The sequence below is a fragment of the Marinobacter sp. DUT-3 genome (assembly GCF_050379435.1).
Lineage (GTDB): Bacteria > Pseudomonadota > Gammaproteobacteria > Pseudomonadales > Oleiphilaceae > Marinobacter.
Window position 1 is genome coordinate 89923 of record NZ_JBNRMG010000001.1, and the last position, 24332, is coordinate 114254.

Consider the following 24332-nt stretch of genomic DNA (forward strand, 5'->3'; position numbering starts at 1 on the left):
AGGGGCAACCCCATCTGTGACCCACATCAAACTCCTCCCTCTTTAACCTTCCGTCATCCCCCAATGTGACACCGCTCACTCTATTGGCCTGAACGCCTGGGCTATAGTGCTTTCACGGCCAATAAGATACATAACATTACAAATTCGAAGCATTAGAAAGTGCCGTCTGTCCTAAGCGGGAAATATTCCAATAACACCGCGGGCAGTGAGCCGGGCGTCGGAAATGCAGTAGCAGGCTCATAGACACTAATCAGAGACACAACAATGAAACAGGATGCGTACGGATACGCTGTCCTCGCACTGGTTTGCCTGGGTATTACGCCCGTTGCCCAGGCGGAGCTTGAGCCCATTTCCGATCAGGAAATGAGTGAGGTGCAGGGGCAGGGCTTGATGACAATCGAGAACCTGGATGACGGAGCTCACCAGTTTACCCGCATGTCGCTGACGATTGATGCGGAGACCCGTGTCAACGCAGACAGCGTGACGCTGGGCGGCATTGATGGTGGCGCCGATTTCCAGGCCACGAATGTGGCGCTGGGTCATATCGCCCGTGAGGATGGCGTTCAGCGGGTGAATGGTAAAACCTATGCCGCTGGCGACACGGTTCCGTTTGAGGGCCTGAAGCCGTATATCGAACTGGCGGAGGTGGATGACCAGTTGGCCGGTTTCCGCATGGGCTTCAAGCAGGCCCGGGGCACGATTTCGGCGGATATGGAATCCTTCAGCGGCAACATCGGCCTTCAGATTGAAGACGCCGACGGCAACCCCACCACCGCGACTTTGTTTGACGCCAACACCAACGCCACCAACTATCGGGCAAGCCATTTCGGCCTTGCCGGTGATTCCACCGACTGCAGCGCGGGCGTGCAGTGTGCGCCGTTAAGCTATCTGCGTTCCATGGATATTGGTACGGATAACGGTGAGGAGGCCCCCGGGTTCACTAATGATTTCTTCCTGTCGTTTCAGCGTGAGGGGGTTAACTGGCAAAGTCCCGATGGGGGCAATGTGATTGAAGCGGCCAAAGGGGTGTTTCTTAACCTGCCCACCAGTATGACGTTGGATCAGCAGGTGTTTGAGAATGGGGTGCCCCGGGAGCAGACGCATTATATTGATCGCGGTACCGGGATGTTTTGATTGCCGGATTACACTACACTGCGCTTGGTCTATTAACCTGACGCAGGAGTCCTTTTGGTGATCCGTTCTTTCTACTGGCACGATTATGAAACCTTCGGTGTGGACCCGGTTCATGACCGGCCATCGCAGTTTGCTGGTGTGCGTACGGATGCGGATTTGAACATCATCGAAGACCCGCTGGTGATTTACTGCAAGCCGACGGACGATTACCTGCCTTCGCCGGAAGCCTGCCTGATTACCGGTATTACGCCCCAGAAGGCCCTGCAGGACGGTTTCCCGGAAGCGGAGTTTATTGCGCAGATCAATGAAGCCTTCAGTCAGCCGGGCACCTGCGTGGTGGGCTATAACAGCCTGCGTTTTGATGATGAAGTCACCCGCCACACTCTGTACCGCAACCTGCGCGATCCTTACGCCCGGGAATGGCAGAATGGCAATTCCCGCTGGGACATCATCGACATGGTGCGGCTGACCTACGCCTTGCGCCCCGAGGGCATCAACTGGCCCCGAAAGGAAGATGGCAGCCCGAGTTTCCGGCTGGAGGAACTGACGGCTGCGAACGGCATTGCCCACGAAGCGGCTCACGATGCCATGTCCGATGTGGAAGCGACCATTGCGGTGGCGAAGCTGATCAAGGAAAAGCAGCCCAAACTGTTCGATTTTGTGTTGAACAACAAGGACAAGCACTCCGCCCGGGCCATGCTGGATACCGCTTCCATGAAGCCGGTGTTCCACATTTCCGCGAAGTATCCAGCGTCACGGGGCTGCTGCGCCATGGTGGCCCCGGTGGCGGATCATCCCACCAACAAGAACCAGGTGATTGTCTACGACCTGCGGGAAGACCCCAGCGAGCTGATCAACGCCACCGCTGACCAGATTCGTGAGCGGGTATTTACTTCCCAGGCGGAACTGGGGGAGGGCGTCAGCCGGTTTGCGCTCAAAGGGGTGCAACTGAACAAGTGCCCGGTGCTGGCACCGGCCAATATGCTATCGACACTCTCACCTGAACGATTGGAAGAACTGGCGCTGGATGGTGAGCAGTTGCGCGCCAACCTGGCTCTTCTCCGACAGGCCCCGGACCTGCCCGCCCGCATTGCTGAAGCCTTTGACCGGGATTTCGAAGGCAGCGACCTGACCGACCCGGACGAACAGCTCTACGCCGGCGGCTTTATCAGCAAAACCGACCGTGAAAAACTGAACTGGGTGCTGGAGCAACCGGTGGAGAATCTGGAGGAACTGGATGTTCGCTTTGAGGACGAACGGCTCCAGGAGATGCTGTTCCGCTACCGCGCCAGGAATTACCCCAGCACCCTGATCGGGGAAGAAATGGAGCGCTGGGAAGTGTTTCGCAGCCAGCGGCTGATGCAGCCCAAGAAGGGGTGGCGGTCATTGGAGGCTTATGGACACGAGCTGCAGCGCCTGGCGGCGGATCCCGGGTTAACGCCGCAGAAGCAGCAGATTCTGGAGGATTTGCATTTGTATGGGGAGTCGTTGATTCCTTACGTTTGATTTGGCTTCGTTGTCGGATTACGGCTTCGCCTAATCCGACCTACAGGGCTACTCTCATGTTCCCCCGTAGGTCGGATTAGCCGCAGGCGTAATCCGACACCCAATTTGCGCCCTCATACCCGTAGGTCGGATTAGGCGAAGCCGTAATCCGACACAGCCATCACCGCCGCCTCACAAAATAAACACTCAAACCCTGTCCCATCAAACTCTGCACCTCACTCCCCAGCGCCTCGGCCTGGATCTGCTGCTGTACCGGACCAGTGGCAAGGCTGTGCCCGTCGGTGTCCCTGGCCTTCACCAGTTTCCACTCAACCTCATTGCTGACCATGCCCATGAGTTCCTTGAGCTGGTGTACGTCCTGCGGCTGGAACCAGCGGTCGCGGCAGCCGCCGAGGGAGTAGAAGTCTTCTTCCTTCAGCAGTGACTGCCAGATGGCATCCTGCTTGTTGGTCAGTACCATGCGGCGGAGCTGGCGCAGGGTGGTGCGGGTGGGCGCCAGTTTGTGGTGGCTGATCATGCTGCGGATGTGGTGATCGCCTTCGGTGTGTTCTTCCACGGCGGTGTGCATGTGGACCACCGCGCCATTCTCTGTCGCGGAGCTGACCAACGCCGCCAGTGAGACCACGGTCAGTGCGGTGGAGGGCAGGCGGCCGACTTCCAGCCAGTGGACTTTGTGACCGTCTGCTACGAAACGCTGGGCGATGGACCAGGGCCAGAAGACGATGTTGTTGATGCCCATGTCGTCGGCCATGCGGGTGGCCTTGGCGATGTTGGCCAGGGATTCGTCCACGGCGATGACTTCCACATCATCCAGGTAATGGGCCAGTTCCATCGCGCGCTGGCCGGACTGGGCGCCGCAGACCATGATGCGCATGGTGGCGGGCAAATGGTCCACCGGCAGTTTCAGGTCTTCCGCCATCAGCGCTTTCAGGCTGCTTTCAGAGCGGTAGGCCAGTGTTGACCAGCTCGGCCAGGCCTGGGGCACGTCGGCTTTGGCCAGGCACAGTTCTTCGGCTTTCTCCTCGAAGTTCTGTTTGATGGCTTCTTCCGTGGCGCGGTCGTAGTAGCTGGCGGCCAGAACCGGCTGCAGCGCCAGCGGCCAGTCCACCAGGTTCCATTGGCCAAGATGCACGGCAAAGTCCTGGTGGAACAGCGCGCCGTACATGGCGCTGAGCATCAGCGAGGCCGTCATGGCGTCCTGGGGCTCGCCCATAACCAGTTGGGCGTTGATGCTGTCGTTGATGGCGCTGATCAGGCGCTCTTCGTCCTCTTCGGCGGTCAGTGCGTAGCCGGTACGGTCCACGTAGCGAGCAATGGCCAGGGTAAGAGGCTGAAGTTCGTCCCGCAGTTGTACGGTTTGCGCCACCTCGGCGGTGATCGCACGGCGGAGCAGGGTGACCAGCTCTTCCACCGCAGGATTCGGCATCAGGGTTTTTTCCAGGGCCAGGATCAGCAGTTCGTCTTCGCTGGCGGCATCCAGGAATATCTCTGCCTGGGGATTATCCAGGTCGTATTGCTGGTGGATGATGGCGCTGACAAATCGACCGATTTCCTGGTGGGGCAGGCCGTCCTTGCTGAGCAGGGCGATGGCATCCTGCGCCAGGGCGGGGTCGGCCTTCTGTACATCCAGGTGCTCCGCGCAGGTGAGCATGCCACTGTAGACGGAATCCCACCGGGCGCCGGTTTCCAGCAGTTTGCGGTAATGCAGGTAGGCCACATCAAACTGGCCCTGCAGCCGTTTGGCATGGGCAACGCCACAGAAAGCGGCGGCGGATTGCCGGTCAATGTCCAGGGCTTCCAGGAAATACTGCTCCGCCAGGGCCGGGCGCTCGCTCTTCATGGCCCAGTAGCCGAGGTTGGCGTACTGCTGCGCCTGCTCCGGCTGGTGGCTCAGGCTGGCATTGAACAGTGTGTGGGCTTTTTCGAGCTGGCCATCGTCCAGTTCTACCCGCCCCAGCAGGCCCAGTGCCCCGGCATTCTCAGGCTCCAGGTCAAGCGCCTCCGCCAGGTATTCCCGGCATTCCTGGCGCGCTTTCAGGCGCTGAACAAACGATCCTGCCGCGCTGTTGGATTCACCGTAGGCAAGGTTTGCCTGTAACACCAGCCGGGCAACCTGCGCCTGGCGGGAATCGGAAACCTGAATGTGATGCTGTGCGTGCATGGGACACCTCGTAAAACCTGCCGCGGCAGTCGTTTCGATATCTATCGTGGGCTCGATGGCCGTAGGTCGGATTAGCCAAAGGCGTAATCCGACAACCGTGTTGCTACCCCGTTACCCCTGCAGCAGCTGCAATACCTGCTGCGGCCGTGCGTTGGCCTGGGACAGAACCGAGAGGCCGGCCTGTTGCAGTACCTGGGTGCGGGCCAGTTCGGCGGATTCCTTGGCGAAGTCCGCGTCTCTTATCCGGCTGTTGGAGGCTTCAAGGTTCTCCGACGTGGTGCTGAGGTTGGCAATTGTCGATTCAAACCGGTTCTGGACCGCACCCAGTTCGGCGCGCAGGCCGTTGATCTGGTCGATGGCGTAATCCAGGGAAATCATCGCCAGATCCGCCCCTTGCTGGGTGGAGATGTCGGTGTCGTTCACTGTGACCATGTCATCCGGAACGGTCGTTGCGACGTTAAAGGTGGTGCCGCTGGCAACGGTGACATCCACATTGAAGGCTTGCCCGAACTCGGACGAGAAGATGATCTCATCGTTGGTCTTGTTCAGGTTGGCGGTAATGCCGGTCTGTGGGGATTGGGCATTGACCTGGCCCAGGATGTCCTGGAACGAGCTGGCGTCGTTGATGGTCAGGGTTGTGGTGCCTGATCCGTCAAGGAGCGGCAGTTCGACAGTGAAATCGACGGTTTCGCCATTCTCGAACAGTTCCGCCACTGTCTGGCCACTGACCATCGCGTTCGACAGCCCGGAGGTGTCGCCAATAACGGACCCCAGCTGGCTTCCCCGTGCATCCAGGCCGTTGACCTGGATGGTTTCACCGGTGTTGGCACCGACCTGGAAAGTCTGGGTTGGCAGTGAGCCGTCAAGAACGCGCAGGCCGTTAAAGGAGGTTTGCCCGGCAATACGGTTGATCTCCGATACCCGTTGCTGCACTTCCTGGTTCAGTGCGTCGCGGTCAGAGTTGCTGTTGGACGCGTTGGCGGACTGAACGGCCAGTTCCCGGATGCGCTGAAGGTTGGCGGTGATTTCATCCAGCGCGCCTTCGGCCGTCTGGGACAGGGAGATGCCGTCATTGGCGTTACGCTGAGCCATGTTCAGGCCGGTGATCTGGGACTGGAAGCGCTCCGAAATCGCCAGGCCTGCGGCGTCGTCCTTGGCTGAGTTGATTCTCAGACCAGAAGACAGCCGTTGCAGGGCGGTGTTGGCGTCGGTTTGTGACGCGTTCAGGTTACGCTGGGCATTCAGCGACGCAATGTTGGTGTTAATGATCTGAGGCATGTTTTGTCTCCCTGGGCAGAAAGGCCGGTAAGAGGGCCACGTTGCTCTGCGCCTCTGCCGGCAGAAATAGTTATGTTGCCGATTTGAGAGAGTCCAAGCGAAGTTTGTGCCAATATTTTAATATCTATGCAGGTTTATGATTTATAATCATTTTCTAGTAATTGCAGAGTATGTCGGTACTGAACTGCCAGATTGGTGACAGCATTTGTCGGCAGTGACTTGCCGCTCTTTTAGGGGGAAGCGACTCGCAGAAAGGGGGAGCTTTGGTCGGTGCATTTCAATATGAACGCCACTTATGCTGATCGTATTTAAAGATGGCTTTCAGTTTCCACTTGCATGAAATTCCCATTGGTAACATGGTATTGTCTTGAACTTGAGCGCGGACCAATAGAGTCAGGAGGTGAGCACGGCTATGCAATTTGGGGGCAAGCAGATGTGAGCGCAGTTATTATTCCGGTCATCTTTGCGAGGCTTGATTCACGGCGACTACCCGGTAAGGTTCTTGAGCCGCTGCTGGACGGAAAATGTATCATCGATGAGCTGTTGGTTCAGCTGGGTATGCTTGCTAAACAAGTGCCGTGCGTTGCTGAGCCGGTCATCGCGACGACCTCCCGAACGGTTGACGAGCCTGTGGTTCACAGGGCCAGGCTGAAGGGTATCACTGCCATCACTGATCATTTCGCTCCGTTGAAGAGGCTTCGCGTTATTGCAGCTACTAACCCTCATTGTTGGCTTTGGCGTGTTAACGCAGACAGCCCGCTGCTCCTTCAACCCCTGATCGAATACGCTGCGGCGCAGTTATCGAGAGTGGATGATCAGGTGCAAGTCATAACGAATCTTGTTGATCGTAGCTTTCCTTACGGGGTGTCACTCGAAATGTTTCGGGCGGCTATGATCAACGCCATCAATATGGATCAGGCCACACAGGAGCAGTTGGAACATATAACACCGGTTACGCAGCAACTTCTTCCGAGCGCCATCCGCGGGGTTACAGCAAACGATCTCGGCCTCTCCCGGTTTGATCCCTCCGTCAGGTTAACCATTGATGATGCGACAGATGCCGGGTTTTTTCGCGCGCTGTGGGCCGACCCCGATTTTCAGAGAACCCGCCCCGGAAGTGTGGAGCGTGTAGACTATGCCTATAAAAGGAGGCTCTCTGGTGCGACTTAATATCTACCATATCTGTCCGTTTGGTCCGGGCTTCAATATCGGCAATTTCATGATCCAGCAGTCGGTCCGGCGGATGGTGGCCAGTTTGTCGGGTTGTGGCATCAATTTTATCACTGTGCCGGCGTCAGGTTTTGGTTCCAAGGCCGGTCTGACCAAGCAAATTGTTTACGATATCAACCAGACCGCAGACGGTGTGATTGTTGGTGGCGGCAATCTTTTTGAGAACGGCGAGATTTCGATAGACCGGACCGCATTGCAGGCGTTGCGCCGTCCGATGCTGATTTATTCCTCATCCTACGGGCGCATCTATGGCCCCGATCTGTCCTATGTTCGTCGCACGGATGCAATCAGCGATGCGGACCTGCGGGCGCTGCTTGAGCGGGCCGATGTGGTTCTCTCCCGGGATGAGGCGACCAGAAGGCACATTGAATCCCTGACACAGCATCCTGACCATCAGGTGGGAGGTTGTCCCTCGGTGTATATCTCGGAACTGGCAGCGGCGGAGTTCGAAGCGAGCCCATCGGCGGAGACCCGGTACCCGATGCTGGCTGTGCGGAATCCAGAGCAGATGAACGTACCCTTGTCACAGAAGATCCGTGTACATGCGCTTTCCGAGCAGTGTCTCGAGATCCTTGAGCGAAGGCAGGGAAAGCCGGCAACGGTGCTGTGTAACGATCAGAGGGATATTGAGTACGCAATGTCCTTTGGCAGGGAGATTCTCTACACAAGCGATGTTTATGAGTATTTTCAGATTCTGGATGGTGTCAGCGAGGCCATTTCTTTTCGGGTCCATACCAGTCTGCCCCTTTGGTCTCTGGGTAGGCCTGCGCTTAACCTGTCATACGATGAGCGCTCGGAAAGCCTGATCGAAACCCTGGGGATGAGTCAGTATGATCTCAACATTGTTGAAGATCGTGATTCAATTCTCGGGAAAATTGAATCAAGCCTGGACTCATTTCCTGTTTCTGTTGAGCCCCCCGTTCGCTGGCAGCAATTGCGGGAGACTCAGGAAGCGGGTATCCGGCGGTTCCTGAAGCTCCTGGAGGTATAACGTGAAGATCATTTCCGAAGCCGCCATGAATCACTTTGGATCCGTGCCCTTGCTATGGCGATGCGTGGCATCTTCGCTTGAGGCGGGGGCAGATTATGTGAAGTTCCAGCTTATTCGTGATGAGGAAATCTATGCGGATGGTCAGTATGAATACGGCACTTACGACATCGATGAGGTGCGCTGGCTGAGGCGTCATTCCCGCATACCCCATGAGCAGTATCGCCAGACCGCAGACCGGGCGGCAAGCCTTGCCGGCTATCGGTGTATGACAGCAACCCCCTTTGATCTGCGTTCGCTGGATGAACTGATCGAAACGGATCCGCCTTTCGTCAAAGTCGCCAGTGGCGATAACAATTACATGGAGTTGCTGGATGCGGTTGGCCGTTCCGGTCGAACGGTGATTATTTCAACCGGAATGTCAACGACGGAACAGATTGATCAGGCCGTTGAGCGCCTGATGAGACATACCTCTGATATTGTTCTGATGCACTGCGTTGCGGCTTACCCCCACACCTGTGATGAGTCAATGCTGGGAACCATTCCCTGGTTGCAGAATCGCTATCAGGTTCCGATTGGTTATTCGGATCACTCGGTTGGCTATGGTGCAGCCATGCTGGCCGCATCGCTGGGTGTTGAATGGTTTGAAAAGCATTTTACCCTTTCAGCGGACAACGGTGGGCTTGATGCCAAACACTCGGTCACGCCCGCCGGGCTGGCGGAATACTGCCGGATGGTTCGCAGCGTGAAGCCGGCGCTGGAAACGGTGCGAACAGAACCGACGGATGCCGAACAATACACTGCCCGTCGTGCCCGTCGTGGTCTCTACTTCAGTCGGGATCTTCCTGCCGGGCATGTCTTGTGTGTGGAGGATTTTGTCCCCTTGCGCCCGGAGCGGGATTTTTCGGTTGGAGAGCTTGAGGGCGTTGTAGGCCAGAAACTCAATTCAGCCGTGGAAAAGCGAACGCCGCTCTGTAAAGAGCATCTTCAATGATCAATCGGCCAAAGGTGGTGCTCATAGCCGAAATCGGCCACCGTGTTGGCTGGGGGCATGTGTCCCGCTGTCTGATTCTGCGACGCATATTGTCGCATTCCTTTGATGTGGAACTGAAAATAGTCAACAGAGAGGGCTGGGCGAATCCGGAGCTGGAACGGGAGTTTGCTCTCCAGGACCCGGTCAGGGCGGATGTTGCGTTTATTGATGGCCTGGAATTGCGTGAGGAGCTGAACCTGAAGGTACGGGCAGGTTCGGTAGCATCTTTGTCCTACATGTCAGATGTCAATGATGTGGTCGATCTTGTGGTTGCCCCCGCGCTGAATGGAATGGATGTGCCGGGTCATTTCCTCACCGATCTGGCTGCAATTCTCTGTAATCGCCCGAAAGCCGTAGCTGGCCCGCGTGATCGGAAGAGTGGCGCGCTGACGATCGGAATCTCGATGGGTGGCGCGGATGTTGAAGGTCTTACCCCGGTTCTTGAGCGCGCTTTGAGCCAGGCCGGGCATCAAATCCTGACGATGGCCAATGATGCCGGCCGTCATCCCACGCTTTCACACTTTCTCGAGCACAAACTATACGACCATCCTGCTGATCCGTTCCCTTATTACGTGTTTTCTGAGTGTGATCTGGTTGTCTGTCAGGGTGGGTTGAGTGCTATTGAAATCGCGTTGCTCGGCATCCCGACGGTCATTCGCAGCCGTTCCGATTTTACACCGGCATACCGCTTTCTGGAGTTGTCCGGTTGTTCCCGGCGGTCAGCTGGCAGCAGTACTGCCGAGCTGGAGAGCACGATCAACTTCGTTTGCGAAAATGGCAGCCAGCGGGCACAAATGGCGCGTGCATGTCGTGGCCTGGAGGCGGAAATAGATGAGTCCTTCTGGGAGGTGCTTATCTATCAATTGATCAAGAAGGAAGCACACCATGAAGCAATGCCGTTTTTGCGGGGGCACTGATCTTAAGCCCTGGACCGGGCGATACCAGCGCTGCAATGACTGCCTGTACATTTGTTCGGTGCCGGCACCAACACCCGAAGAGATAGATCAGCATTACAGTCAGTACCATGAAAACAATCACCAGAAGTCTGAAGCCAAAAATCTGGCCCGTGCGGTTTCTTACCGGCAGGAGATTCGCTGGCTGGAGGGCCGGCTGGGTGACCCGCTCCCTGCTCCGGTATTTGATTATGGCGCCTCTGGCGGCTATTTTCTGGATGCGCTGGTTTCCGACGGAAATGTGCCGGCCAGTGCCGCACACGGCGACGACCTGTCACCCGGGGCTGTTGAGCAGTTGGTAAAGAAGGGTTATCGCAAAACAGTGGCCTCTTGTGAGCCAAGGTCGATGCAGCTGGTCACGCTCAGGGGGGTTCTGGAGCACCTGCTGGATTTCCGGAGTGTCGTTGCAGAGCTGACCGATCTGGTGGCTGAAGATGGTGCTTTCTTCATTACTGCTACTCCGGATGCCTCGTCAACGGTCGCAAACCTCTATCGGGACCGCTGGGTGCAGCATCATTATCCCAGCCATTTTCAGCATTTTACATCGGCGCTGGTTGACCAGTTGCTGGCCGAGCGTGGTTTTGTGCTGATTGATCATGTGGATCTTTACCGGGAATCCGTTTATCGGTCGGATGATGATGATCTTCACTGGTTGCGAGCGGTGCAGGGCTCTCCGCCGGACGTGCATCACGCCTACTGGGGCTCGATGATGACCCGGCTGTACCGACGCGGCCCCGGTCTGGACAGAGCTGAAAAAGGCTAGGGGCGTACCGCCGGCCCTGGGATGATTAACCGGGAAATGAACGTAATGCCATACATGGCGAGGTTTCGATGAGCAACAACCAGGATACCGCCGCACAGGTTTACCTGCGGCGCAAACAGAAAAACCTCGAATTCTTCAAGGTCAGCCTTCCGAAGATCTACCAGGTTCTTGAGAACCTGATGCTGACACGCGCCGAGCTGGTGGTGACGCCTGGGGCCAAAGACCTGGACATGACGATTGATGGTCAATCCTGTTACCGGGGGCTGGCGAAGGAATATTCACAGGACGAAGCGCTGCAGTTCCTGAAGGATAATCCGCCGGATAAACCACTGAAAACATTCCAGCCCGAGTGGCCCTCTTCCTATCCGGTGGACCGGTTCGCGTTCCGGAAGATGCGTACGATCCTCGAGGCCAGCCCGGTCACGCCCGAGAACTTTCAGGGCTACCTGCGTGGCAATAATTTCTTTCCCTCGATCGTCTTTCTCGGTTGCGGGCTGGGCTATCACATTGAGGCCCTGGTGGAGCGCACGAACATTGTCAGCGCCTTTATTGTCGAGCGCGAGCCGGAGAAATTCGCGCTCAGCCTGTTCACCGTGGACTGGGCGGCCATCTGCGCGAAATTCAAGCGCCGGGGCTACTCCATTAATTTTGCGATTGGCCTAGGGGCTGGCGGCGAGAGTATCCGGGATATACTGGCTCGGCATCTCCAGAGTGCCGTGCCGTTCTACCCCTTCATGACCACCTATTACAACCACCTGGCGGACATTGAGCTGGCGCAGACGGCGATGGACGTGTCCAAGGATGTGGCGACCATTGCCGCTCACTGGTCCAACTACGATGACCATCTTATCCGGCTGAAAAACACCGCGTTTAACGTCAACGCCGGCATGCGCTACCTGAAGAAAAAGAACCTGCCGGCCAGTGAGTATCCGCTAGTGGTAGTCGGGAGTGGTCCGTCCATTGATAACCGCATCGACAGCCTGAAAGCCGTGCGGGACCGGGTGGTGATCGTCAGTGCCGGCACTGGTCTGCGCCCGCTTTTGATGGCAGGTATAAAACCAGATCTGCACGTGGAGCTGGATCCGGGGTATTCCATATACGAAATTCATGCGGATCAGGGCAGGGAAGCGCTGGCGGATATCCCGCTGCTGGCGGTTAACGAGATTAACCCCCACGTTCCGGCGTTATTTGGTCGTACCCGTTATTATTTCAAGTCTGATAACGCATTGCCGGCACTGCTTGGCCTACCCGGCGATGGCTATCCGAGCTGTAACCCGACCTGTACCAACGCCGCCCTGTCGATCGGGTATAGCCTCGGCTTCCGCAAGCTCTTCCTGTTTGGCACGGACTACGGTTTTGAAAGTGTCGATAAGGACCACGCCAGCACCTCCATTCACGGCGACAAAGCAGACAGCGAGTTTGCCCGTGGCTTCCGCGAAAAAGTAGCGAAGCGGAAGCGTCAGACTTTCGAAATCCCCCGTGTTGGCGGCGGCAAAATACACACCCGCAGTGATTACTACAGTGCCAAGCGCAGCGTGGAACAACTTTTGTTGGAGCTGGAAAGCGCCACCTCTTCAATCGAGGTGTTCAACTGTGCGGATGGGGCGGAGATTGAAGGCACGGCCTGGCTGGCGGAGGAGGCGTTCGCCCAACGGATTCAGGAACTGGGCACGGCGGAGCCGCCCAACCTGGATGAGCGTCTGGACTCCATCGAGGCGGATCTGGACAAGGACAGCATGGACAGAGTCCTCCCCGATCTGTTGGCGGAAATCCGTCGGGAAGCGGCTTCCCTTGCCAGGGTCGTCAAGAAGGCCAAACTGGGCGGGGGCAGGGACTTGGCAATACTGGCCAACGAGCTTAAAACGCTGATTGCGCGGGTAAAGCCGAAACCGGGCAGCGTTGGCGTTACCGGCGCGCAACTGACCATGAACCAGATATTGCAGGGGGCGGTACTCCGGCTTGTGCATATCGGCCTCTCCCATGGCCTGGCGTGTCACGATGGCAAAGAGCGGGACCGGTTTATCCGGACGTGGCGTGAGCAGGTTCTGGATTTACTGGAAGGGCTACCGGATCATTTTGAGCGGGTTATGTTCGATACCCGGCCCATGGAAGACAATCCCTGGTCCAGGACCGGGGTCCGGTTCCCGGAGCCTGAGCTTCTGGAATATGAGGATTCATAGGCTTTACATTTGTTCACAAAGAATCTGCTTTTTTTCCTAAAGGATGATTGTGGGGGGCCGTTAAGCATAACAGTAGGGCGGCTACCCCAAATAACCTGAGCGGGTGCCAGACCTCTTTCAAAAGAAAATGAATCGTTTTGAGGAGAAGCAATATGGCTCTCGGTATCAACACTAACGTCGCTTCATTGAGCGCACAGAATCAGCTGAACCGCTCTCAGGGTATCTCTGACCAGGCTCTGCAGCGCCTGTCTTCCGGTCTGCGTATCAACTCCGCCAAGGACGACGCAGCTGGTCTGGCAATCTCAACCCGCTTTGACACACAGATTCGTGGTCTGAACGTTGCCCAGCGTAACGCTAACGACGGTATCTCCATGGTGCAGACCGCTGAAGGCGGCCTGAACGAAACCGTTGGCAACCTCCAGCGTATTCGTGAGCTGGCCGTACAGGCGGCAAACGGTTCCAACACCGACGAAGACCGTGCTCTGTTGCAGTCGGAAGTTTCCCAGCGTCTGGACGAGATCACCCGTATCTCCAGCGACACCCAGTTCAACGGACAGAATGTACTGGATGGTACGCTCGGTAGCGGTGTGTCTTTCCAGGTTGGCGCGAACGCCGGTCAGACCATTGATATCGCCTTCGATCAGGACATGTCCTCATCCGGCCTGGCCGTGAACGCGATCGACATCAGCACTGCCAGTGGCGCCTCGGCTGCACTGACAACGCTTGATACCGCATTGGACACCGTGAACTCATTCCGTTCCGATCTGGGTGCGGTGCAGAACCGCTTCGAAAGCACCATCAACAACCTGGCGACCAACATTGAGAACCTGAGCGCCTCCAACAGCCGTATTGTGGATGCCGATTTTGCGGCGGAAACGGCCAAGCTCTCCAAGGCCAACGTGCTGCAGCAGGCGGGTATCTCTGTACTGGCACAGGCTAACGCCCGTCCAAACCAGGTTCTGTCCCTCCTGCAGTAATTGGGGCAACGCGGTAATGGCCACCCCCTCCCGGGGGTGGCTTCTCGCCGTTAGAGGATAGCGGGGTGAGCTATGAATGACGTGAACCTTAACAGCCCGGATCTGAAGCTGGTCCGCTCCAGTGAGCAAGCTCCGGCTCGGGCGTCTGCGTCACCTCAGGTCGAAGGCAGTAATGCCTCCGCTCAGTCTGCTGTTTCATCTGCTGGCCGGCCAGCGCTTATCCAATCTCCCGATGCCCGTGAACCCTCCAAAGCTGAACGGCTGGAAAGGCGTAGCGAGGCCCAGCGGGAAGAACTGGATGAAGCGGTGTCGCAGCTGAACGATTATGTTCAGACGGTTCAGCGGGATCTCCAGTTTGAAGTGAATAACGAACTTGGTCAGACCATCGTCCGGGTGGTTGATCAGGAGACCCATGAGGTTATTCGCCAGATCCCTGATGAAGTAGCATTGAGGTTGGCAGAAAACTTGCAGCAGGATGAACCGCTGACATTATTCAACGTTAAAGTGTAAAGCCTTGCCGGTATAAGCTTGGCCTGAATAATGGCATTTCAGCACCGCCGCCCCTAAACAGGGCCGGCGGTGCTCTGCGTTAAGGGTCTTTTTTGTTACAGCCTGTTACAAAAAATGGGGTCGGAAATGGCAAAGTTTTGCCGCCCGGTGCCGTTAAACGAACATACAGGTAATTTAGCCTTTCAGGAGGCAGGGTCATGGCATCAATTACATCACTAGGCGCAGGCTCGGGCATTTTTAGCTCCGATCTTCTCGATCAGCTGGTTAATGCTGAGCGCAAGCCCACGGAAGCCCGTCTGGATCAGCGGCAACAGCGTACCGAGACCCGTATTTCGGCCTACGGCGCTATCCGGAGTGCCATGGAAGAGATGCGTACCTCCATGGAGAAGCTGAGTAGCCCTGAAGGCATGAAGGCTTTCTCGTCCAGTTCTTCCAATGAGAGTGTGGCCGGGGTATCGGTGGATGCACTGGCGGCAAACCGTGGCTCCTACAGCCTGAATGTGACTCAGCTGGCGCAGTCGCAATCACTGGCGTCTGGCGCGTTTGCGGATCGTGATACCACGACGGTCGGTTCCGGAACCCTGACGCTGGATGTTGGCGGTGTCACCACAGACATTACCGTGGATGGCAGCAATAACACCCTGGAGGGGCTGGCTGCGTCCATTAATGATGCCAATGCCGGAGTGTCGGCCGGGGTGGTGGATACCGGCTCCGGTTTTCGTCTGGTGTTGTCTGCTGAAGAGTCCGGCATTGAGAATTCCGTCAAGGTGTCGGTGACTGATGACGACGGCAACAACACGGACACCAGCGGGCTATCCCAGTTTGTATTCGATGGCACCACCAGCAACCTGGAAGAAACGGTTGCAGCCAGGGATGCTCAGCTCGAAGTCAATGGCATTGCCATCAGCCGGCCCACCAATACCGTGGAAGGTGTGGTTGATGGCGTCACCTTTGATCTCAAGTCAGAGGGCACATCGACCGTCAAGATTGAGCGTGATGCTGATGCGGTCGCAGAGAACGTTCAGGCGTTCGTCGATAAGTTCAATGCCTTCCAGGACATGGTCGACAAGGTGTCCGGATTTGATCCGGAATCCGGTCAGGGGTCCGTGCTGACCGGTGATTCGACCATTCGTAACATCCAGAGCGACTTACGCCGGATGCTGACGGAAATTCCGCCGGGGCTGGAGAATTCTCCGGTTCGCATGCTGGCTGATGTCGGCATCAAGACCGATCCGAGTACCGGCAAGCTGGAATTCGACCAGGCGCGCTTCAAAGAGCAGCTGGATGCCCACCCGGAGGCTATGACCGCGCTGTTTGCCGAAAAGGACGGTGTGGAAGGGATTGCTGAGCGCACGGTCAACGTTGTCAGTAATTTCCTGGCCAGCGACGGCGCATTAGCGACAAGAACCGAGGGATTGAACGGTGACCTGGAGAAAATCCAGGAGCAGCGTGATCGCCTCGAGATGCGCCTGGAGGCGCTGGAAGAGCGTTTGTTTAATCAGTTCTCCGCAGCGGATTCACTGATCGCGCAACTCAACAGCACCGGAGACTTTGTCAGCCAACAACTGGCGGCTCTGGCTCCCAAGAGCAATCAGGGCTAGTCTGAACAGGACAGTTAAGGGGTAATAGAATGAACGGTCTCCAGCAATACCAGCAAATCAATACTCAGACCAGCATTACCGATGCTGACCCGCACAAGCTGATTCAGCTTCTGTACAACGGCGCCCTGGAGCGGATCAACATGGCGAAGGCCAGGATGCAGGCAGGTGATTATCAGGCCAAAGGCGCGCTGATCGTCAAGGTGATTGATATTGTCGCCGGCCTGCGCAGCTTCCTGGACAAAGAGCAGGGCGGTGATCTTGCTGAGCGTCTGGATGCGCTGTATGACTACATGGAGCGGGTGTTGTGGGAGGCGAATGTCCACAACGACCAGGCCAGGCTCGACGAAGTCGCGGGTCTGCTCCGCTCCATCAAGGACGGCTGGGACGGCATCCGGGAAGAGGTGGTCAACCAGCAGCAGGCGGTCTGAATCTGCCCCCATCATGAAAATGGCCCGTTGAAGGGCCATTTTTTTTGGTAGCACTCTCTGTTGCCTGTTGCGGCGCTACTTTCTGCCGAATAGCCATTCCCCCCGCTCTCCCGTACAATATGCGCCTTATTTATTGACCCCTATTTCAGGATTTGGAGCAAGGGCATGTCTGATATCAAGAAGGTGGTGCTGGCCTATTCCGGTGGCCTGGATACTTCCGTTATCGTTCGGTGGTTGCAGGATACCTATAACTGTGAGGTGGTGACGTTCACCGCCGACATCGGCCAGGGCGAGGAAGTGGAGCCCGCGCGGGCGAAAGCCGAGGCGCTGGGCGTGAAGGAAATCTACATCGAGGATCTGCGCGAAGAATTCGTGCGCGATTACGTGTTCCCGATGTTCCGCGCCAATACCATCTATGAGGGGGAGTACCTGCTGGGTACCTCCATCGCCCGCCCGCTGATCTCCCGTCGCCTGATCGAGATTGCCAATGAAACCGGCGCGGACGCCATTTCCCACGGCGCCACCGGCAAGGGTAACGACCAGGTGCGTTTCGAGCTGGGCGCCTACGCGCTGAAGCCGGGCGTAAAGGTAATTGCCCCCTGGCGCGAGTGGGACCTGAACTCCCGCGAGAAGCTGCTGGCCTATTGCGACGAGCGCAACATTCCGGTGGAGAAGAAGAAGGGCAAGTCCCCTTACTCCATGGATGCCAATCTGCTGCACATCTCTTATGAAGGCATCAACCTGGAAGATCCCTGGTCGGAAGCCGAGGAAGATATGTGGCGCTGGAGTGTTTCCCCGGAAGCCGCTCCAGACACGCCGACCTATGTTGAGCTGACCTATAAGCAGGGCGATATCGTTGCCATCGACGGTCAGGACATGAAGCCCCACGTGGTGCTGGAAACCCTGAACAAGATGGCGGGTGACAACGGCATTGGGCGCCTGGACATTGTTGAGAACCGCTACGTGGGCATGAAATCCCGTGGTTGTTACGAGACCCCGGGCGGCACCATCATGCTGCGCGCGCACCGGGCGATTGAGTCCATCACCCTGGACCGCGAAGTGGCCCACCTGAAGGACAGCATCATGCCGCGCTATGCGGAAGTGATCTACAACGGTTACTGGTGGTCACCGGAGCGTGAGGCGCTGCAGGCGCTGATCGACCAGACCCAGACCTACGTCAACGGCACCGTGCGGCTGAAGCTGTACAAGGGCAATGTCGACGTTGTGGGCCGTAAGTCCGAAGACTCGCTGTTTGACGAGAAGATCGCAACCTTCGAGGAAGACCAGGGCGCGTATGACCAGAAAGACGCGGAAGGCTTTATTAAGCTGAACGCGCTGCGGTTGCGGATAGCAGCTGGCAAGGGGCGGAAGCTTTAAGGCTGACGTTCAGTAGATTGCAAAACGCCCGGATTTTTCCGGGCGTTTTTGTTTTTGTTCCTTCCATAAAAAAGCCAGCTCATGGGAGCTGGCTTAACAACAAAACTTAAGGAAAGAACGAAAGTGCCTGAAAAATTCGTTAATTCGATGGATCCGTCTCCCATACGGCGGCGGAGGTACTACACGGCTCCTCCGCCATGGGGGATACTGCTTGAATCCACAATTTCAGAATAGGGCTTTCGCGCTCTGAAGTCTGTTGGTGATGTGTGATGCCGTGTTACCGAGTGTGATGTCGGATTAGCGAAGCGTAATCCGACAACAATGTTTTCAAGCCTTCTCAACAAGCGCCGGCATGGTCTCCGTAAACCGCCGCGTCTCATACGCATCCACCAACCCCTGAACCGCTGCCTGCTCCACCTCCTGGACCGAGGGCGTGCCGCTCTGGGCGTCGGACTTGCACAACACCATGCCGGCTTCCACGGAAATGTACCCGGCGGTGGTTTTCAGTGCTTTGTGATTTATGCCATCAAATATCCGCCGAAACGTTGTGGTGGTGCAGTTCTCGCTGTGGGGGAAATAGGCCACGATGGCAAACTGGTTGTCCCCGACGCGGCACAGGGTGTCCATGGGGCGAATCAGGTGGCTCAGGCGGCGGGCGATACCGATGGCCAGCTCACTCATCACCGACGGCGGGTGCTTGCGCTTGAGTTCCTGCCAGTTGCGGATGCCGCACAGCACGTACGCTGTTGACCCGTTGCGGGACTCCGCATGACGCAGGGATTTGCCCAGTCGGTCACGGGCGTATTTGTTGTTGCACAGCCCGGTTTCCAGGTCGATGATGTTGGTGGCTTCCAGTTCCCGATTGTTTTCGATCAGCAGGGAGTTGGCGCGCAGCAGGGTATTTTGCCGGTCGGCCATGCGGTCGGCGGCGAAAATCCGGGGAATCAGCTGCTTGGTCATGTCGGATTTATAGATGAAATCGTCCACGCCCCGATCGAAGGCTTCAGACAGGGCTTCCACGCTTTCCCGGGCGGTCAGCAGGATGATATAGGTGTAGTGGTTGTCCTGCTCGTCCTGCTGGCGCACCTGGTCAGTCAGCTCCAGGCCGTCCATTTCCGGCATCAGCCAGTCGGCAATCAGCACGCTGACCGGGCGTTGTTCCATCAGCTCAAGGGCCGACAACGCGTTGTTGGCGATACGTACGTCGCGATATCCGGCATTTCGCAAGGTGCGCCCAACCACCATACTGCTGAACTTTGCGTCGTCTACTACGAGGATGGGGAGGTCCAGATTTGGCATTGTTGTCTACTTCTTACCAGTCCATTGTCAGATGCGGTGAGGGGCGGGTCTTGCTATGCTCTGCCCTTAATTTACGTGGTTAGTGTCCCGTCGGGCTAATTCGTTGACCCACTGAGCCCCTGAAAGCCTTGAGAGCAAGGCGCGGTGGCGAAGGTTTGGTGGCTCCAAATCAAGCCGACGCAACGCCGCTCTCAAGGCTTTCAGGGGCTCCCGAAGGGCGTACCGCTGGTGCCTCTGGACCTGTGTTGCCAGCCCTTGATGTGGAACCACCACACCTGCGGACCGGCGCCTTGGCCAGAGGCACCAGCGGTACGCAGTGGGTTAACGAATTAGCCCGACGGGACACTAAGTATACCCATTACGTATTGCGGAGAATAACGACCATGCCCTCTTTTGACATAGTTTCCGAAATTGATATGCACGAAGTCACCAACGCCGTGGACCAGGCCAAGCGGGATCTGGGCAACCGTTGGGATTTCAAGAACGTGGAAGCGGATATCGAACACGATGACAAGGGCATTACCGTCAGTGCCGAGCAGGAGTTCCAGCTGGAGCAGCTATTGGACATGCTTCGGATGGCCTTTGCCAAGCGCAACATCGATGGCCGCGCCCTGTCCGAGGACGGTGAGAGCAAGGCTGGCAAACTGGTCAAGCAACACCTGCTGCTGAAGCAGGGCATCGAAACCGACATGGCCAAGAAAATCGTCAAGATGATCAAGGACGCGAAGCTCAAAGTGCAGGCGAGTATCCAGGGTGACAAGGTGCGGGTGACCGGGAAGAAGCGGGATGACCTGCAAGCCGCCATTGCCATGCTGAAAGAAGCCGAGCTGGATATTCCCCTGCAGTTCAACAATTTCCGCGACTGATCCGGAGGCCGCATCATCTTATCCGGTACACGCCTGGCACTGATCAGGGATGCACTCTACACCTACACTCGCTGGCAGGTCGTCGCCCTGTTGTTCCTGGGGTTTTCCGCTGGTTTGCCGTTCCTGCTGGTATTTTCGACGCTGAACGCGCGGCTGGCGGATGTGGGTGTGGAAACCGCCACCATTGGTTTCTTCAGTTGGCTGGGCATCACCTATTCCATCAAGGTGTTCTGGGCCCCGGTGGTGGACCGGTTGAAGCTGCCGCTACTGGACAGGTTGCTGGGCAAACGCCGCAGCTGGATCCTGCTGGCCCAGTCCGGCATCGCCACGGGCCTGTACCTGATGGCTCATGTGGATGCCATCGCTGCCCCGGAAATGATGGCGCTCTGTGGTTTGTTGGTGGCGTTTTCCTCCGCCACCCAGGATGTGGCCATTGATGCCTACCGAATCGAGATTGCCGAGGAACGGCTGCAGGCGGCTCTCGCGGCTACCTATATTTTCGGGTATCGGCTGGCGCTGCTGGTGGCTGGTGCGGGTGCCCTGTATCTGGCCGAATTCTGGTCCTGGCAGGTGTCTTATGAGGTGATGGCGCTGCTGGTCGGCGTTGGGGTGGTCACGGTGCTGGTGGTGCGTGAGCCTGAAGTGAACCATTTCGCCGCCGCCCAGGACATTGCCCACAAGATCGAGGAGGAAGCCAGCAAACGCGCCCACCTGAATCCCCGAGTGGCCCGTCTGGTGGGATGGTTCTACGCCGCCGTGGCCGGGCCATTCCTGGACTTTTTTTACCGCTACAAGGAACTGGCCCTGCTGATTTTGTTGATGGTGGCGGTGTACCGCATATCGGACATCGCCATGGGGGTGATGGCCAACCCGTTCTACCTGGATTTCATGGGCTTCTCCAAAACCCAGGTGGCGGATGTGACCAAAATATTCGGCTTCTTCATGACCATCGCCGGGTCGCTGGTTGGTGGTGTCATGGTGGTGCGCTACGGCGTACGCCGTATCCTGTTGCTGGGGGCGGTGATGACGGCGGCCACGAACCTGCTGTTCGTGGTGCTGGCTCAGTACCCGCCCAATGTGATCACCCTGGCCGCCGTTGTCAGCGCCGATAACCTGAGTGGCGGCATCGCCAACGTGGCGCTCATCGCCTGGCTCTCGAGCATGACCAGTGCGTCGTTCACCGCTACCCAGTACGCGTTGTTCAGCTCCCTGATGACCCTGCCAGGCAAGTTCATCGGCGGCTTCTCCGGCATCGTGGTGGCAGATTTCGGCTACGCGCAGTTCTTCCTCGTCGCCGGCTTCATGGGCGTTCCCGCCATCCTCCTGGCTATCTACATGATCCGCCAGGGTGCTCGGCTGGATGCTTTGGCGCCTCGTAATGAGGAGGCCGAGGGGGTGCCCGAGCCCCGGTGAACATAGGGGGCTGGCCCAGGGGTGGGGTGCCTTTTCTTCTGGAAAACGAACTCGCTTCGCTCAGACACCGTTATTCCGGCAGAAAAGGCACCCCACCCCTGGGCCGATTTAGACGGGTTCGTGTGGGCCGGGTTAACTGCATTTGTTGGATTGCCTGAGGGATCAAAACCATGTCCGAACCAACAAAAGAACAGAAAATCTGGCAGGTTGTGGCTTTAATACCGCTGGGGTCCGTGGCCAGCTATGGCCAAGTTGCAGATATGGCGGGTCTGGGGCGTCAGGCAAGGTTTGTAGGTCGAGCCTTGGGCAAGCTGCCTTCGGGTCATTCCATCCCCTGGTATCGAGTCATCCGCAGTTCCGGGCAGATAGCCTTTCCGCAGGGCTCCGATACCTACGAGACCCAGGTTTTCCGTTTGCGCGAAGAGGGCGTAGAAGTCCTCAATGGCCGGGTTTCGATGAAACGTTTCCAGTGGCAGCCATAGCACCAATGGAATAATCAGTGGAGAAGGCTTTCCTGAGAGTCAGGTCGGTCACGGGGTGGGGATACCTTTTCTGCAGGAACAAAGGTGTCTGAGCGAAGCGAGTTCTTTTTCCGGAAGAAAAGGTATCCCCACCCCGGGACCAGCCCCCGCTAATTAAGGGCCAGTCATTTCAGTTAACAGGTCAGCAGATCAGAGCCGCAAAGCCCCGTCCACTTCAATCATCCGCCCGGACATGTAGTCATTCTCAAAGATAAACGCCGCAGCAGAGGCAATCTCTTCCGGCTTGCCCATGCGCTTGAGCGGGATACCGGCGGTCATTTTCTCCAGGGCTTCCGGCTTCATGGAGGCCGTCATTTCGGTTTCGATAAAGCCCGGGGCAATGCCCATGCAGCGAATGCCGTAGCGGGCCAGTTCTTTCGCCCATACCGGAACCAGGGCGGATACGCCGGCCTTGGCGGCGGAGTAGTTGCTCTGGCCCATGTTGCCGGCGCGGGAGATAGAGGCGATGTTGATGATCGCGCCCTGGTCGCCGTTCTTGATCATCTGGGTGGAGGCCTCACGGCCACACAGGAACACGCCGGTGAGATTGACGTCGATCACCGCCTGCCACTGAGACAGTTCCATGCGCTTGGTGATTTCGCCGTCTTTGGCTTTGACCATCAGACCGTCACGGAGTATGCCGGCGTTGTTGATCAGGCCGTTCAGTTGGCCGAAGTCAGAGACGATTGCCTCGAAAGTCTTCTCGACGTCCTCTTCTTTGGCGACGTTGCAAACGTAGGATTTGGCATCGCCACCGGCTTTCTTACAGGCTTCTGCCGCTTCTTCCAGCTTTTCCGGCATCAGGTCGATCAGTGCCAGTTTCGCACCCCTGGCCGCGAGGTATTCGGCCATGGCACGGCCCAGACCCTGGCCACCGCCGGTAATTGCAATCACGGAATCTTGAAGTTTCATGTTTTGCCCTAACTAAGTTCTACAGTGGTTTTACGTTTTCTGTGTGCCTGAATGGTTCTTGTAGGTGCGCGGATTATATCATCAAGGAGGCACCTTGCCCGTTTTCCTGTTTCTTTTCATTATCATGCCCATTGCCGAAATGGCGGTGCTGATCAAGGTCGGTGGCGTTATCGGTGTGTTGAATACCATTGGCCTGGTTTTGCTCACAGCGGTGGTCGGTGCCTGGCTGTTACGCCAGCAGGGTCTGGCCACGTTGTTGCGGGCGAACCAGCGGCTGAACAGCGGTGAGCTGCCGGCCAAGGAGGTGGCCGAGGGGCTGGTGCTGGCGGTTGGCGGTGCGCTGCTGCTGACGCCGGGTTTTATCACGGACACCGTTGGCTTTCTTTGTCTGATTCCGGGTACGCGGCACTGGTTTGTTGCTCAGGCGCTGAAGCGGCTGGTGGTGTCTGGCCAGGCCAGCGGATTTCATTTCCGCGCCGGCGGTGGCCAGGGGCCGTTCGGACCGGGGCCGTTTGATCATCGCGAGAATCCCTTTGGCCAGCAACGTCCGTTCGACCGGGACGCCAACGGCGACATCATCGATGGTGAGTACCGGGACGAAACCGAGCGCGATCACGATCGCATCGAAAAAAAGTAAAAAATTTTTTATCGCGGGTGTTGAAAATACCCGCCGGTCACCCCAAATAGGACACACAAGTTCGCTGCGGGCTGATAACAGTTGGAATACAGCTAGTTAATGGCCGGGCAATTTGTCGGATGACGCTTCGCTAATCCGACCTACAACAGCAGTCGGGTTGCATACGCTGATCCGACCTTTAACAGCAAATGTCATTGCCACATTAATCTGACTATTGGAGAAACCGAGCAATGAAAATTCGTCCGCTACACGATCGTGTTGTCGTGCGCCGTAAGGAAGAAGAAGAGAAAACTGCAGGTGGCATCGTGCTGCCGGGCAATGCCAAGGAAAAGCCGTCCCAGGGTGAGGTTATCGCCGTGGGTAATGGCCGGATCCTCGATAACGGCGAAACCCGTGCACTGGCGGTCAAGGTTGGTGACACCGTGGTTTTCGGTCAGTACGCCGGTAACACCGTAAAGGTTGACGGTGAAGAGCTCCTGATCATGAGCGAAAACGATATCTACGGCGTGCTTGAGTGATCGCGAAAGCGACCGGCACGAACTCTCATTATTCCGATTGATTCAAC

General features: G+C 57.1%; 22 protein-coding genes. 18 read left to right on the top strand and 4 right to left on the bottom strand.

Annotation, left to right across the window (positions count from 1 at the left end; translation table 11 throughout):
* The first annotated feature begins 264 nt into the window (after nucleotides 1-264).
* Nucleotides 265-1134 (top strand): hypothetical protein, encoded by an 870-nt coding sequence (locus ACQUWM_RS00410; RefSeq protein WP_428920809.1) that lies wholly within the window; start codon nucleotides 265-267, stop codon nucleotides 1132-1134.
* Nucleotides 1135-1191: 57 nt separating this feature from the next.
* A complete protein-coding gene (gene sbcB / locus ACQUWM_RS00415; protein WP_428920810.1) occupies nucleotides 1192-2640 on the top strand; it encodes an exodeoxyribonuclease I in 1449 nt (482 codons plus the stop codon).
* Between the two features lie 160 nt (nucleotides 2641-2800).
* Here the strand turns inward: sbcB and ACQUWM_RS00420 are convergent, their stop codons facing one another.
* Together ACQUWM_RS00420 and ACQUWM_RS00425 are read right to left on the bottom strand one after the other, a co-directional pair.
* On the bottom strand, nucleotides 2801-4801 hold the full coding sequence (locus ACQUWM_RS00420) for a tetratricopeptide repeat protein (RefSeq protein ID WP_428920811.1): 2001 nt from the start codon (nucleotides 4799-4801) through the stop codon (nucleotides 2801-2803).
* Between the two features lie 111 nt (nucleotides 4802-4912).
* On the bottom strand, nucleotides 4913-6079 hold the full coding sequence (locus ACQUWM_RS00425) for a flagellin (protein ID WP_428920812.1): 1167 nt from the start codon (nucleotides 6077-6079) through the stop codon (nucleotides 4913-4915).
* A 435-nt stretch (nucleotides 6080-6514) separates the two neighbouring features.
* Between ACQUWM_RS00425 and ACQUWM_RS00430 the strand changes: the two genes are divergently transcribed.
* The 11 genes from ACQUWM_RS00430 (at nucleotide 6515) to ACQUWM_RS00480 (ending at nucleotide 18119) form a co-directional block, all read left to right on the top strand.
* Entirely contained in the window at nucleotides 6515-7249 is a 735-nt protein-coding gene (locus ACQUWM_RS00430) for a cytidylyltransferase domain-containing protein (protein WP_406998934.1), read from the top strand.
* Nucleotides 7239-8300 carry a hypothetical protein gene (locus ACQUWM_RS00435; protein ID WP_428920813.1) on the top strand — a complete coding sequence of 354 codons (1062 nt, stop codon included), beginning with the start codon at nucleotides 7239-7241 and terminating at the stop codon, nucleotides 8298-8300. Before ACQUWM_RS00430 ends, ACQUWM_RS00435 begins: the two co-directional genes overlap by 11 nt.
* 1 nt (nucleotide 8301) lies before the next feature.
* Nucleotides 8302-9291 carry an N-acetylneuraminate synthase family protein gene (locus ACQUWM_RS00440; protein ID WP_428920814.1) on the top strand — a complete coding sequence of 330 codons (990 nt, stop codon included), beginning with the start codon at nucleotides 8302-8304 and terminating at the stop codon, nucleotides 9289-9291.
* A 107-nt stretch (nucleotides 9292-9398) separates the two neighbouring features.
* Nucleotides 9399-10247 carry a hypothetical protein gene (locus ACQUWM_RS00445; protein WP_428920815.1) on the top strand — a complete coding sequence of 283 codons (849 nt, stop codon included), beginning with the start codon at nucleotides 9399-9401 and terminating at the stop codon, nucleotides 10245-10247.
* Nucleotides 10216-11046, top strand: a complete 831-nt coding sequence (locus tag ACQUWM_RS00450; protein ID WP_428920816.1) for a methyltransferase domain-containing protein — start codon at nucleotides 10216-10218, stop codon at nucleotides 11044-11046. The genes ACQUWM_RS00445 and ACQUWM_RS00450 overlap by 32 nt, the downstream gene beginning before the upstream one ends.
* 68 nt (nucleotides 11047-11114) lie before the next feature.
* Nucleotides 11115-13226 carry a motility associated factor glycosyltransferase family protein gene (locus ACQUWM_RS00455; RefSeq protein ID WP_428920817.1) on the top strand — a complete coding sequence of 704 codons (2112 nt, stop codon included), beginning with the start codon at nucleotides 11115-11117 and terminating at the stop codon, nucleotides 13224-13226.
* A gap of 152 nt (nucleotides 13227-13378) precedes the next feature.
* Nucleotides 13379-14203 (top strand): flagellin domain-containing protein, encoded by an 825-nt coding sequence (locus tag ACQUWM_RS00460; RefSeq protein ID WP_428920818.1) that lies wholly within the window; start codon nucleotides 13379-13381, stop codon nucleotides 14201-14203.
* Between the two features lie 72 nt (nucleotides 14204-14275).
* Nucleotides 14276-14713, top strand: a complete 438-nt coding sequence (locus ACQUWM_RS00465; protein WP_428920819.1) for a flagellar protein FlaG — start codon at nucleotides 14276-14278, stop codon at nucleotides 14711-14713.
* A gap of 197 nt (nucleotides 14714-14910) precedes the next feature.
* Nucleotides 14911-16314 carry a flagellar filament capping protein FliD gene (fliD, locus tag ACQUWM_RS00470; RefSeq protein WP_428920820.1) on the top strand — a complete coding sequence of 468 codons (1404 nt, stop codon included), beginning with the start codon at nucleotides 14911-14913 and terminating at the stop codon, nucleotides 16312-16314.
* 29 nt (nucleotides 16315-16343) lie between these two features.
* The gene (gene fliS, locus ACQUWM_RS00475; RefSeq protein ID WP_406998918.1) at nucleotides 16344-16742 is read left to right on the top strand and encodes a flagellar export chaperone FliS; all 399 of its coding nucleotides are present in this window, start codon (nucleotides 16344-16346) and stop codon (nucleotides 16740-16742) included.
* Nucleotides 16743-16907: 165 nt separating this feature from the next.
* A complete protein-coding gene (locus tag ACQUWM_RS00480; protein ID WP_406988257.1) occupies nucleotides 16908-18119 on the top strand; it encodes an argininosuccinate synthase in 1212 nt (403 codons plus the stop codon).
* Between the two features lie 327 nt (nucleotides 18120-18446).
* On the opposite strand, the gene ACQUWM_RS00485 is transcribed toward ACQUWM_RS00480, so the two are convergent.
* Nucleotides 18447-19418, bottom strand: coding sequence for a response regulator (locus ACQUWM_RS00485; protein WP_428920821.1), 972 nt, complete (start codon nucleotides 19416-19418; stop codon nucleotides 18447-18449).
* A 383-nt stretch (nucleotides 19419-19801) separates the two neighbouring features.
* On the opposite strand from ACQUWM_RS00485, the gene ACQUWM_RS00490 reads away from it, so the two are divergent.
* The 3 genes from ACQUWM_RS00490 (at nucleotide 19802) to ACQUWM_RS00500 (ending at nucleotide 22179) form a co-directional block, all read left to right on the top strand.
* Nucleotides 19802-20284: a YajQ family cyclic di-GMP-binding protein gene (locus ACQUWM_RS00490; RefSeq protein WP_428920822.1), complete on the top strand. Its 483-nt coding sequence runs from the start codon at nucleotides 19802-19804 to the stop codon at nucleotides 20282-20284.
* 42 nt (nucleotides 20285-20326) lie between these two features.
* Nucleotides 20327-21697: an AmpG family muropeptide MFS transporter gene (locus tag ACQUWM_RS00495; protein WP_428921412.1), complete on the top strand. Its 1371-nt coding sequence runs from the start codon at nucleotides 20327-20329 to the stop codon at nucleotides 21695-21697.
* 170 nt (nucleotides 21698-21867) lie between these two features.
* Nucleotides 21868-22179, top strand: coding sequence for an MGMT family protein (locus ACQUWM_RS00500; protein ID WP_428920823.1), 312 nt, complete (start codon nucleotides 21868-21870; stop codon nucleotides 22177-22179).
* Nucleotides 22180-22368: 189 nt separating this feature from the next.
* Here the strand turns inward: ACQUWM_RS00500 and ACQUWM_RS00505 are convergent, their stop codons facing one another.
* On the bottom strand, nucleotides 22369-23130 hold the full coding sequence (locus ACQUWM_RS00505) for an SDR family oxidoreductase (protein ID WP_406998910.1): 762 nt from the start codon (nucleotides 23128-23130) through the stop codon (nucleotides 22369-22371).
* A gap of 94 nt (nucleotides 23131-23224) precedes the next feature.
* On the opposite strand from ACQUWM_RS00505, the gene ACQUWM_RS00510 reads away from it, so the two are divergent.
* Entirely contained in the window at nucleotides 23225-23767 is a 543-nt protein-coding gene (locus ACQUWM_RS00510; RefSeq protein WP_406998908.1) for an FxsA family protein, read from the top strand.
* 230 nt (nucleotides 23768-23997) lie between these two features.
* On the top strand, nucleotides 23998-24285 hold the full coding sequence (groES, locus tag ACQUWM_RS00515; RefSeq protein WP_011785505.1) for a co-chaperone GroES: 288 nt from the start codon (nucleotides 23998-24000) through the stop codon (nucleotides 24283-24285).
* Nucleotides 24286-24332: the final 47 nt, after the last annotated feature.